Here is an 11,316-nt window from a genome sequence, read left to right as displayed (position 1 = left end):
TGGGACGATCGTTGAGGGCAACGATTGCGCCGTCTCTGTCCGGTCGGGCTTGCTATGCAATCGCGAGTTCGTAGTGGCGGTGGTGGGCTTCGCCGCTTTATGCTGGCTGCGCGTCCTGAAGCGCGTACGCCGCGCCCATTTTGGGTTTCCAGCCGATCTCCTGGCGCCCTTGGGGCTGCCGATCTTTTCGTATCTTTTGTTGCGTTCGCGCTTCTATTACAAGTGGCGCAAACCGATCCCATGGAAAGGACGGGCGTATTGTCCAAGCCATCCGCAGTCGTCGAACGCGAGACCGAGCGCGCCGCCGGCGACGAACGCGCGCGACGCACGGTCGTCTATCTGACCCGCAAGGCCGAGTTTTCCGCCTCGCACTACTATCACAACCCGGACTTCACTCCGGAGGAGAACCGCCGCATCTTCGGCAAGTGCAATAACCCGCACGGCCACGGGCATAACTACACCCTGGAAGTGACGGTGCGCGGGCCGGTGGACCCGCGCTCCGGGTTCGTCGTGGACCTGAAGGAGCTGAAGGAGGTCCTCAGCAGGGAAGTGCTCGATGCTCTCGACCACCGCTTTCTCAACAAGGAAGTGCCGGAATTTTTTCACACCATTCCCACGACCGAGAACCTGGCGATCGCGATCTGGAACCGCCTGAAGACGAAACTGAAGGTGGCCGAACTGCACCGCGTCCGCGTGTACGAGACCGCGGATCTGTTCGTGGATTTCTACGGAGAAAAATGAAGGCGCACCTCACAAGGCGGTATTGGTTCTCGGCGTCGCACCGGTTGCACAGCGACGCCATGTCCGCCGACGAGAACCGGCGCACCTACGGCAAGTGCAACAACCCGCACGGCCACGGGCATAATTACGCTCTGGAGGTAACGGTAGCCGGCCCGGTGGATGCCGCCACCGGCATGGTCTGCAACCTGGTCGAACTGGATCGGTACGTCGAGCAGAACATCCTGGAGACGTTCGGGCACGAGCACCTCAACGTGCTGCCCCGGTTCCGCGACGTGGTCCCGACCACCGAGAACCTGTGCATCGAGATCTACGGCATCCTCAAGGGTGGTTTCGCCGCCGCCGAGTTGGAGAGAGTCCGCCTGGAAGAGACCACACAGAATTCGTTCGAGTACGCCGGCGACGCCAACATCACGCGATGAGCAAGGGAGACCTGATGAAGAGATCGGCCGAACCCGTGAGCTTGACCAGCGCCAGCTTTGAGGAGCTGATGCGCGAGCTGTTGGTGCGCCTGGGCGAGGATCCGCAGCGCGACGGCCTGCTCGACACCCCACCGCGCATGGTCAAGGCCATGCAGTACCTCACCAAGGGCTACCAGGAAGACCCGGAGAAGATGCTGAAGGGCGCTCTCTTCGATGTCAGCTACGACGAGATGGTCATCGTCAAGGACATCGAGATGTTCAGCCTGTGCGAGCACCACCTGCTGCCCTTCTTCGGCAAGGTGCACGTCGCCTACATCCCCAACGGCAAGGTGATCGGCCTGAGCAAGATCCCGCGGCTGATCGACGTCTTCGCCCGCCGCCTCCAGGTGCAGGAGCGCCTGACGGTACAGATCGCGGAAGCGATCCAGGGCGCCATCCAGCCGCAGGGCGTGGGCGTGGTCATCGAGGCCCGCCACCTGTGCATGATGATGCGGGGCGTCGAGAAACAGCACTCCGCCGCCGTCACCTCCTCCATGCTGGGCGTCTTCCGCGATGAGCAGGAGACCCGCCAGGAATTCCTCGCCCTCATCCGCGCCAAGGGCATGAATGGCAGCTGATGCCTGGAAGTCCTGAGCGGAAGGTCGGCATTATCACCGGCGCCGGCCGGGGAATCGGACTGGCCATCGCGGATGCTATGGCACGGGCCGGTTTCGATGTGCTCCTGACCGCCCGCAGCGTTGCGCAGCTCAAGTCGGCCGCAAAGCGCCTGGAAAGCCATGGAACACGCGTGCTGGCCGAAGCCTGCGACGTGCGCGACCCGAGGTCCGTACGGAGTCTCTTTTCCGCGGCCAAGCGGGAATTCAAAGGCATCGATGTGCTGGTGAACAACGCCGGGTATGCGGGGCCCGAGCAGAACGTGGACGAGATGTCATTGGAGGAGTGGCGCACCACGCTCGACACCAACCTCACCGGAACGTTCCTCTGCACCCAGGCCGCGCTGCCCCTCATGCGGCGAGGCAGCACTATCGTCAACAATCTCTCCGTGGCTGCAAAGGGCGGGTTTCCGGGTATGGCCGCCTATGTTGCTTCCAAGCACGGCCTGATGGGTTTCAGCATCACCTTGCGCGCGGAACTCCGCCCCAGGGGCATCCGCGTCATTGCCCTCATGCCTGGCGCCACCGATACCGAGATCTGGAAGCAGTTCTGGCCCGACGCCCCCCGTTCGCGCATGATGTCGCCGGCGAGCGTTGCCGGGGCAGTGGTGAACGCCATCCTCCTGCCGGAGAACGCCACGGTCGAAGAGCTGGTGATCGCCCCCACCGGCGGAGCCTTGTAAGTCGGGATTCTGGACAACCACGTCAACAATCAGCAATCTTAGATCTACAATCTGAAATCCGAAATCGAAATCATGGAGATTCCGCGCTAGAATGGCGCTCTCCCCCGGGAGGGCCGTCATGCGCCGATCCGATTACCCGCGCGAGTTCAATCCCATCAAGCGCACCACCCAGATCATCTACGGTGAGCGGCAGCACCTGAAAGCGGTGCTCGACTCCATCCAGAAGTTCGTGCTGCGGACCGACCAGCTCGACCGCGAGAAGAACATCCTGCAAGAGCTCATCGAGCTCCGCACCCGCGAACTGAACGCCATCAACCGCGATTGGGACCACAAGCTGGAGATGGCGCGCAGCCCCCAGGCCACGTCTCAGGACCTGGCACTGCTGGCGGAGGGCGCCCCGGCCGACGATTACCTCCTGCTGCGCACCATTGCCGAGCACCCTAACACTTCGGCGCGGACCCTGGAGAAGCTCGCCGGGCATCCCTACGACGCCATCCAGGAGAACGTCGCGCGTCATCCCAACGCCAGTGTCCAGACCCTGGAGGAGCTGGCTGCCGATCCGGGCCGTCCGCTGTGGTTCCTGGTGGCCTGCAACGCTTCAGCGCCCATCGAGCTGCGGGAGAAGCTCAAACGGCGGATGACCGCCGCCACCGCTTCCGGCCCGAACTGACGTTTACGACCATTCGGTGTAGCGATATCGTGGCGCCCGGGCAGGAAACAGTTTGATCAGCGCCAAGCCGGCCACAAATCCGCCCACGTGCGCCCAGAAGGCCACCCCGCCCCCGGTCTGGTGGGAGTAGGTGATGGAAGTGGCGGCCCCGCTCAGGAACTGGACCACGAACCAATAGCCCAGGACCAGCCACGCCGGCAGCCAGGTGAAATAGAGGAAGAAGAAGGGGATCAGCGTCAGTACCCGGGCTGAGGGGTACAACAGGAAGTAGGCTCCCATCACCCCCGCGATGGCTCCGCTGGCGCCCACGCTCGGCACCTGCGAAGTGCTATTGAAGAGGATGTGCAGGCCGGCGGCGGCGAAGCCGGTCAGCAGGTAGAACAGCAGGTAGCGGACATGACCGAGATGGTCTTCGACGTTGTCACCGAAGATCCACAGCCCCCACATGTTGAAGATCACGTGCAGCCAGGAGGCGTGCAGGAACATCGAGGTGACCACCGGCACCATGGCCGCCAGCGGATGGGGCCGGATCAGCTGCAGAAAGCGGACCGGGATGGTGCCGAAGGTGAAGATGAAGCCAGTACGGCTCCGCGGATCGAGCGCCACCTCGAACAGGAAGATCAGCAGGTTCAGGCCCACCAGGAAGTAAGTGACGTACGGCGTGGTGGTGCGCGGAGTGTCGTCGCGAATCGGGATCATCGGTCGGGAGCCCCGGAACCGGAGCTGGCGGCGTTCATGGTTGACTCATTGCGCGCTTGGACCTCACGATAGCAGAAAGCCATGAACGGTGTCTTGGTCATCGACAAGGCCGCAGGCATGACCTCGCATGACGTGGTCGCGCGCGTCCGCCGCCTGCTCCACGAGCGCTCCGTGGGACATCTGGGGACACTGGACCCCATGGCTACAGGTGTGCTTCCGCTGCTTCTCGGCCGGATGACCCGCCTAGCCCAGTTCTACAGCCACGCGGAGAAGTCCTATGAGGGCGAGTTCCGGTTCGGCTTGGCCACCGACACCTATGACGCCGAAGGCGAGCCGGTCGGGGAAGCAAGGCAGGCCGACCTGTCGCTTGAGCAGGTCCGGGATGCTGCCAGCGGCTTTGTCGGCAGGATCAGGCAGATGCCGCCTCCTTTTTCGGCAAAGAAGATCGGCGGTGTGCCCGCCTACAAGCTGGCTCGGAAGAAGAAAGAGGTCGAGCTTCAGCCGGTCGAGGTGGAGGTACGGGAACTGGAGATTCTGTCGCTGTCGGGAGACCGTGCCCGGTTCCGCTCCCGCGTGTCATCAGGAACCTACCTTCGCTCCATCGCTCACGAGCTGGGCAGGACACTGGGAATCGGCGGCCACCTGGCCAGCCTGCGGCGCACCGCCTCCGGGGAATTCGGCGTGGAAGACGCCCGGAGCCTTGAGCAACTAGAAGCGGCCGCGCAGGCAGGGGACCCCGAAAGGGAATTCGTCCATCCGCGGCGGGTGCTGCCGGCTTTTCCCTGCGTCACCGTCGCCGACGACCTCGCAGCCAAAGTCCGCCACGGCATCGCGGTCAACCTGCCCGAGATGTCGAAGGCCAGGTTCGTGAAGGTCTTCGTCGGGCAGTCGGAGCTGATTGCCATTGCCACCCGCATCGCCGGCACGCTCTTCCATCCCAAGGTCGTCCTAGCAGGGAGCCAGGACCCAGTACCCAGCCCATGAGCGGGTTGACGAGCAGTATTGGTAGAACCGCCGAACTTCCTTCCGTCCCGTTTCAGCCATCGCAGGTTCCGCTAGATATAGCGCGGCAGACTACCGAAGCCGTTCAGGGCATGTGAAGTGGGCACTTTGCTAGGCCTCCGTATGGAAGTACTCTTGATCCCATGTTCTCAATTTTCCGTTCGCCCGTCGTATTTCTGCTGATCGTGGCAGCTCCTCTGTTCGCCCAGACAGACTCAACGGTCAGAATGCGTCACACAATGACACTGATTCCTTCGGCGCCTGGCGTAGAGAATCCAATAGTCGTTCGGAGCGTGTACTACGTGCATTCGACGATGCGCCGGATCGATTCCGTTGATGCTGCTGGCAAGGTGACCTGGACGAGGATCAACAATTGTGCGACTCGAACGGGATTGATAAGCGATCCAACCACCCGTCAATATCGCGCCTTGAAACTACCGCGTCTGTGGACTGACGCGGACTTGCGAGATTACATCAGCAAGCATCCGGCCGATGCAGTTCGCATCGAGAGTCGCACAGTGGATACAGGCGAGCGGAAGGCGATTCTCGGACTTACGGCCAGGCGCTTCGTCACCACGGTCGAGCGCCCGACAAACAACGGGACCGGCGGGACCGAGACGGTTGATGCATGGTACGTCGAGCATCAACAGGTTGAGTGTCCCAGCATGACCGCCTTGCCCGGAGAGCTTGGCGGAGCATTGGTCGTGACTTATCCCGAACTGGCAGACGTGCATCATGTTGGCCCGGTTCCAATAGGCTTAGCCGTTCAGGTGCGCCATACGATCAAGTGGATAGGCGACAAATACGGTGCGGGTAAGACAATGATCAGTGAACGCGTCGTGGAATCGATTACCGATTCTCGTCTCGACCCCAATACGTTCGAGATTCCGGCAGGATTCCATGAGAACCCAGGCCTCCTGAAACCTCGATAAGGTGCCATCGCCATCCACTGAGGGAAGAGGTCTAGTGACAGGCACTTTTGTTTAGTCAGAATGACTGGTCGAATGTCCGATAACAGATATTATGTAAACTATGAAACGGCCCAGCGAACACGCGGCTCCGGCGCCCTTATTCCTGAGGTTTGAGCAATTCCTCCAGCTCTTCCCTGAACTGTCTTAGGGTCTCCAGGCGCTCCGGGGTGGCCTCCTGGACCTCCCCCTTGGCCTGAAAGACCTGGCGCCCGTCCTTCTCCACCAGCACTCCCATCACCTCGCCCATCCGCCAGCCTGGTGTTCCCACCATGCTCAGCCCTGCAGCCGTGACCGCCAGCAAGGCGATGGCGCCGTCGCGGACGACGCCCACAGCGTTGGGATATCGTTCGAATGTCTCTAGATTGAAACCGGCCAGATAAAGGCGCCGGAGCTGTTCCGCGGGGTCCATGGCTTGCGACTTTGAGACCTGCGACTTGCGACTACATTTTGTATCGCCCTAAGTCCTCGTCGTTCAGGTTCTCCAGCCATTTGCGCAGCTCGTCGTTGGACACCCGGTCGGAGACCGCGTTGGAGAGCTTCGAGGTCTTGAGCACCCGGTCCTCCACGAAGATGGGGCAATCGAGGCGCAGCGCCAAGGCGAGGGCGTCGGAAGGCCGCGAATCCACGCTGATGACCTTGCCGTTCTGCTCCATCCAGATGACGGCGAAGAACGTGTCCTCGCGCAGGTCGTTGACCACGATCTTGTGCACCCGCGCGTCCAGCCCGGTCAGCAGGTTCTTGATCAGGTCGTGGGTCATCGGGCGCGGGGTCGTGACCTTCTCGATCTCCAGGGCGATGGCATTGGCCTCGTAGATGCCCACCCAGATGGGCAGCACGGCGTCCCCGGAGACGTCCTTCAGGATGACGATGGGCATATTGGTCACGGGATCCATCATGAGCCCGCGGATTTTCATTTCGACTTCGGCCATCGCGCCTTCCTATGGGGCCTAGCCTAACATCTCGCCGACAAGGCTGTTGGGAAAAGTTTGAGTCACGCGCACCCGCACGTAGGCTCCCGCCGCCGGATCGATGAGTTGCTGGTGAGTGAAATTCAGCGGCTTGTTCTGCGAGGTGCGCCCCACCACCTGGCCCCGGGCATTCTTACCTTCAACCATCACTTCAAGGGTCTCGCCCAGGTGCTTCTGGTAGCGTTCCTTCTGGATCTCGCGCTGCCGGTCGTTCAAAATCGCCAGGCGCTGCGCCTTCTCCGCTTCGGGGATGCTGTCGGCCATCGAGAGCGCCGGCGTGTTGGGACGGGGCGAATACTTGAAGGTGAAAGCGCCGTCGTAACCGACCAGGTGCAGCAAGCTGATGGTCTGCTCGAAGTCGTCGTCGGTTTCCCCGGGGAAGCCGACGATGACGTCAGTCGTGATGCTGATGGGCCGCTTGGCCGAGCGCATCCAGGCGATCCGCTCCAGGTACTCCTCCCGGGTGTACTCCCGTGCCATGAGCCGAAGGACACGAGAAGACCCGCTTTGCACCGGGAGGTGCACGTGGTCGCACAGTGTGGGAACGCTATCGATAGCCTGCACGATCTCCGGCGTGAAATCGCGCGGGTGTGAGGTGGTGAAGCGCACCCGCCGGATGCCCGGGACTTCCCCAACCGCGGCCAGCAAAGCGGCAAACGACTTTTTCCCCGCCGGATCGCGATAGGAATTCACGTTCTGGCCGAGCAGCTGGATCTCGGTGAAGCCCTGGTCGGCCATCTGCCGTGCCTCGGCCAGCACCGACTCCGAGGTGCGGCTGCGTTCCTTGCCGCGCGTGAAAGGCACCACGCAGTAGGCGCAGAACTTGTCGCAACCTTCGATGATGGTGATGTATCCGCGGTGCGGGTTGCTGCGGGCGGTGAACTCGGTCTCAAAGGTCTCGTCCGTCTGGCGGTCGTCGAGTCCGGTGACCCGTGACTTCCCTTCCTCGATCTCCACCAGCATCTCGGGAAGGTGGCGGTAGGAGGCCGAGCCGCAGACCAGCGACACGTGGGGGGCTCGAGCGAAGATCTTCTCGCCTTCCTGCTGGGCCACGCAGCCCAGCACGCCGAAGCGCTTGCCCTGCTGCTGCAGCGAGCGGAAGTCAGCCAAGCGGTGGAAGACCTTCTGCTCCGCCTTGTCGCGGATGGAACAGGTGTTGTAGAGGATGAGGTCGGCTTCTTCTTCGGCCTCGACCTGGCGGTAGCCCTGGCTCATCAGGGTGCCGATGACCTTCTCCGAGTCGTGGAAGTTCATCTGGCAGCCGAAGGTCTCGAGGTAGAACGTCTTGGCGTTGCTGGCAGCCATCCCTCATCCAGTATATCGCGGGGAAGCGCGGCTGTTCGGACCTCACTCGCCAAACGCCGCGCCGGGCGCGATAATGTGCCACTCTCGGCTCACCACCGGGAGCCGAGGCCGTCCAATCTCCTGTGGAGGTGTCTCTTGCTCCGACGCACGCTGCTTGCAGTCCTGTTCCTGACACCGCTTCTGGCACTTGCTTCCGATCCGCCGGCGGCGCGCGATGTGGACATCACCGCGCCTGACGGCTTCAAGCTGCGGGCCACCTACTACGCCGCGGCCAAGCCCGGCCCGGGAGTGATCCTGTTGCATATGTGCAACACCGACCGCAAGTCGTGGGCGCCGCTGGCGCCGCAGCTCGCGGCGGCCGGCATCAACGCTCTCGCCTTGGATTACCGCGGATTTGGAGAGAGCGGCGCTCTGCCGAAGGATGCCGACCAGCAAAAACTGGCGGAAGTGCGGCAACATTGGCCGGCTGACATTGAGACCGCGTATGCGTACCTGCTGTCGCAGCCGGGCGTGGACAGGACGCGCATGGGCGCCGCCGGCGGCAGTTGCGGGGTCCAGAATGCAGTACAGCTGGCGAGCAAGCATCCGGAAGTGAAGTCCCTGGTGCTGCTGGCCGGACCGACCAATGCGGACGGTATCCGGTTCCTGCAACAGAATCCCTGGCTGCCGGTCTTCGCCGCCGCCGCGGCCGACGACCAGTACGATTCCGACGCGCCCCGCGCCATGAAGTGGATCACTGAGATATCGGGAAACCCGCGCAACCAGTTCATGGGCTTCGCCGAGGGCAAGCACGGGACCGAGATCTTTGTCCCCCACCCGGAGCTTCCGAAGGCGATCGTAGCGTGGTACGCGGACACACTGGTCAAGTCGCCGGCCGACGCCAACGCCCCGGTCAGGGTGAAGCATTCGGCAGCGGCCGACTTCTGGGCGGCCCTGGGGTCGCCGGGCGGAGCGGCGAAGGCCGTCGAGATCTATCACCGGGCGCGGAAAAAGGACCCGCAGGCCTACCTCTTCCCCGAGAGCGCGCTCAACCTGGCGGTCTATGCCCGCATACAGTCCATCGAGACCAAGGAGGCGGTCGAATTAGCCAAACTGAACACCGAGGCCTATCCGAACTCCGCCAACACCTACGACACTCTGTCCGACGCCTACGCCAACGACGGGCAGATCGATAAGGCGCTGGAAGCGGCGAAGAAATGCCTCGCGCTGCTGCCCGCAGACAGGGGCAACAAGGAATTCAAGGACCTAGTGCGGCAAAGCGCCGAGGTGAAGATCAAGAAGCTGGAACCGGCGGCCAAGAAGCAGTGAGCAAGCGGCCTGCGTGCGGGCGCGCGGGCTACTTCGTTGGGATCGCCCCGAAGCGGAAGGGGAGATCCAGGACTTCGCTGATCTTGCTGATCTGGAAGCCGGGGCGCTCTTCCCTGCTCTTGGGGCTGAGCCTGGCGAACTCGCCGCCCAGGATGCGCACGGTGTGCATGCCGAGCAGGTTGCCGGCGCGTATCTCGCCGGAGCAGCGGTCGCCGACCACCAGCACGTTCTCGGGCGCGGCTCCCGTAATGCTCACAATCTCCTGGAAGGCCGTGTCCTTGGTGACGATCTGGTCGCGGTCGGCGTAGAAGATGCGCTCGATGGCCGGCTCGCGGTCCAGCCCGAGGGCCGCAGCCTTGGCGCGCTGGATCTCGGGATCCCCGTAGCTGACCACGAAGGCGCGGACGCCGCAGCGATGCAGCTCGCGCAGCACCCGGCGCGAGCCGCGGAAGAGCCTGAGCTTGCCCACCGGACACGAGAAGAAAGCCTCCCGCGCCAGGCGGCTGATTCCCTGAATGTCTTTCACCCCGAGCTGCTCGCAGACGAACCGGTCCACGTGGCTCAGCTGGGGATCGATGCGATACCCCTTCATGCGCAGGCGGAAGATGCGTTGCGGGGAGGCCGGGACACCCGCCCGCGCCATGGCCTCGGCGGCGAAGCGATGGGCGGCGCGGACCCGCTGTTGGAGGCAGTCGTAGAGAGTGTCGTCCAGGTCGAAGATGGCGACCCGGATCAGGGGCCGCCGGCTAGCCGTAGGACTCGACCGCCGCCGCGTCGTCATCGAAGACTTCGAACAGGCTGAGCAGCCCGACGATCTTCAGTGTCTGCAGGGCCAGCTTGGAGGGATTCACCAGCTTCAGGGAGCCGCCCTTTTGCTTGGCGGTGGTCAGCGACCGCACCAGCACCCCGATGCCGCTGGAGTCGATCATGGGAACGTCGCCGATGCTGACCACTAGGCGGGAGTCACCGCCGGCCAGCAGGTCTTCGACGGTGCGGCGGAACTCGTCCACCGCCTCGCCGATCTTCAGGTCGCCCCGCAGCCGGATGACCTGCACGTTGGAATACTTGCGAACGTCGATATCCAAGGTCGTTCCCCCGTTCCGAAATGCGCCAATCGCACATTCCACGCGGTTTCACGCGCATCTGCGCGTTGACACCCGAGGCACCCGTTGTTATAGTGCGCGGACAAGTTAAGAGAAGCCCGGCAATTTTGCAAGTACTCAGACTCTCCCAAAATAGATCTTGATCTCCACGGTTCCGAGGAGGAATTGCTCGCATGGCGACTCAGCGACCGCGATTCGCCGTCTCCTACCCTGAACTGGCAGCGGCCCTGTTGTCGTCGAGCGAAGTCACGCCGCGCGCGCACCTGATCGCGCAGCAGTTGGCGGGGTTCTTCGGCGATTGCGCGGTGGTCGTTTACCTGTTCCACGAGGACGCGGGCTGGGAGGCGAAGGCGACCGAAGGCGAGGTCGCTTTCCTGGAACCGTTGATCGCTGCCGACTTTGGCACCCTAGGCTCGATGCGGGCCAAGCAAGGGGCCGTGGTTTTCACCGGCCCGGACCTGCGGCGCGAGGATTACGCGCACCTGAACGTGCGTCGTACGCTGGCCTCGCTGGCCGGTGTTCCCTTCTTCGTGGACGACACCCTGGTGGGGGGGGTGGAGATCCTGTCGTTCCAGCAGCCGATCGCGCAGTCCGCTTTGGAGGACCTGGCGGAGTTCGCCAAGCTTGCCGCGCTAGGGCTGTCGGCCGGCTCGGCCTACGAGAACGAGCGCAACTCTCAACTCGAGTCCATCACCCGCATCACCCAGATGTACGACCTGGAGAAGGTCTTCAACTCCAATCTCGAGATGGACGACCTGATGAAGATGATCGCCTCGAAGTTCCACGAGGTGATG

Annotated in this window: 15 protein-coding genes; 9 read left to right on the top strand and 6 right to left on the bottom strand. The window is 63.0% G+C overall.

Annotated features, from left to right (window positions below):
* Positions 1-258: 258 nt before the first annotated feature.
* The 5 genes from VMS96_04675 (at position 259) to VMS96_04655 (ending at position 3,166) form a co-directional block, all read left to right on the top strand.
* Positions 259-741 (top strand): 6-carboxytetrahydropterin synthase, encoded by a 483-nt coding sequence (locus VMS96_04675; protein HVP42699.1) that lies wholly within the window; start codon positions 259-261, stop codon positions 739-741.
* Entirely contained in the window at positions 738-1,160 is a 423-nt protein-coding gene (locus VMS96_04670) for a 6-carboxytetrahydropterin synthase (protein HVP42698.1), read from the top strand. The genes VMS96_04675 and VMS96_04670 overlap by 4 nt, the downstream gene beginning before the upstream one ends.
* Before the next feature lie 14 nt (positions 1,161-1,174).
* Positions 1,175-1,777 carry a GTP cyclohydrolase I FolE gene (gene folE, locus VMS96_04665; protein ID HVP42697.1) on the top strand — a complete coding sequence of 201 codons (603 nt, stop codon included), beginning with the start codon at positions 1,175-1,177 and terminating at the stop codon, positions 1,775-1,777.
* Positions 1,777-2,496, top strand: a complete 720-nt coding sequence (locus VMS96_04660; GenBank protein ID HVP42696.1) for an SDR family NAD(P)-dependent oxidoreductase — start codon at positions 1,777-1,779, stop codon at positions 2,494-2,496. Before folE ends, VMS96_04660 begins: the two co-directional genes overlap by 1 nt.
* A gap of 118 nt (positions 2,497-2,614) precedes the next feature.
* The gene (locus VMS96_04655; GenBank protein ID HVP42695.1) at positions 2,615-3,166 is read left to right on the top strand and encodes a hypothetical protein; all 552 of its coding nucleotides are present in this window, start codon (positions 2,615-2,617) and stop codon (positions 3,164-3,166) included.
* 3 nt (positions 3,167-3,169) lie between these two features.
* Here the strand turns inward: VMS96_04655 and VMS96_04650 are convergent, their stop codons facing one another.
* The gene (locus VMS96_04650; GenBank protein ID HVP42694.1) at positions 3,170-3,865 is read right to left on the bottom strand and encodes a rhomboid family intramembrane serine protease; all 696 of its coding nucleotides are present in this window, start codon (positions 3,863-3,865) and stop codon (positions 3,170-3,172) included.
* Between the two features lie 81 nt (positions 3,866-3,946).
* On the opposite strand from VMS96_04650, the gene truB reads away from it, so the two are divergent.
* Both truB and VMS96_04640 read left to right on the top strand, forming a co-directional pair.
* Positions 3,947-4,849, top strand: coding sequence for a tRNA pseudouridine(55) synthase TruB (gene truB / locus VMS96_04645; GenBank protein ID HVP42693.1), 903 nt, complete (start codon positions 3,947-3,949; stop codon positions 4,847-4,849).
* A 311-nt stretch (positions 4,850-5,160) separates the two neighbouring features.
* Positions 5,161-5,799: a hypothetical protein gene (locus VMS96_04640; protein HVP42692.1), complete on the top strand. Its 639-nt coding sequence runs from the start codon at positions 5,161-5,163 to the stop codon at positions 5,797-5,799.
* A gap of 136 nt (positions 5,800-5,935) precedes the next feature.
* Here VMS96_04640 and VMS96_04635 read toward each other — a convergent pair whose 3' ends face one another.
* Genes VMS96_04635 through miaB form a run of 3 tightly spaced genes read right to left on the bottom strand, consistent with a single transcriptional unit; the run spans position 5,936 to position 8,111 of the window.
* A complete protein-coding gene (locus tag VMS96_04635) occupies positions 5,936-6,247 on the bottom strand; it encodes a hypothetical protein (protein ID HVP42691.1) in 312 nt (103 codons plus the stop codon).
* A 31-nt stretch (positions 6,248-6,278) separates the two neighbouring features.
* The gene (locus VMS96_04630; GenBank protein HVP42690.1) at positions 6,279-6,767 is read right to left on the bottom strand and encodes a bifunctional nuclease family protein; all 489 of its coding nucleotides are present in this window, start codon (positions 6,765-6,767) and stop codon (positions 6,279-6,281) included.
* An 18-nt stretch (positions 6,768-6,785) separates the two neighbouring features.
* Positions 6,786-8,111, bottom strand: a complete 1,326-nt coding sequence (gene miaB, locus VMS96_04625; protein HVP42689.1) for a tRNA (N6-isopentenyl adenosine(37)-C2)-methylthiotransferase MiaB — start codon at positions 8,109-8,111, stop codon at positions 6,786-6,788.
* 135 nt (positions 8,112-8,246) lie between these two features.
* Here miaB and VMS96_04620 point away from each other — a divergent pair, with 135 nt between their 5' ends.
* The gene (locus VMS96_04620; GenBank protein HVP42688.1) at positions 8,247-9,419 is read left to right on the top strand and encodes an alpha/beta fold hydrolase; all 1,173 of its coding nucleotides are present in this window, start codon (positions 8,247-8,249) and stop codon (positions 9,417-9,419) included.
* 28 nt (positions 9,420-9,447) lie between these two features.
* Here VMS96_04620 and VMS96_04615 read toward each other — a convergent pair whose 3' ends face one another.
* A complete protein-coding gene (locus VMS96_04615; GenBank protein HVP42687.1) occupies positions 9,448-10,200 on the bottom strand; it encodes an HAD family hydrolase in 753 nt (250 codons plus the stop codon).
* Entirely contained in the window at positions 10,166-10,504 is a 339-nt protein-coding gene (locus VMS96_04610) for an STAS domain-containing protein (protein HVP42686.1), read from the bottom strand. Before VMS96_04610 ends, VMS96_04615 begins: the two co-directional genes overlap by 35 nt.
* A gap of 191 nt (positions 10,505-10,695) precedes the next feature.
* On the opposite strand from VMS96_04610, the gene VMS96_04605 reads away from it, so the two are divergent.
* Positions 10,696-11,316: GAF domain-containing protein (locus VMS96_04605; GenBank protein HVP42685.1), on the top strand; the 621-nt coding region annotated here is incomplete at its 3' end.

The organism is Terriglobales bacterium (assembly GCA_035543055.1).
Lineage (GTDB): Bacteria > Acidobacteriota > Terriglobia > Terriglobales > Acidobacteriaceae > JAIQFD01.
The sequence above is the reverse complement of the archived record's forward strand: the minus strand, read 5'-3'. Positions and strand labels throughout refer to the sequence as shown.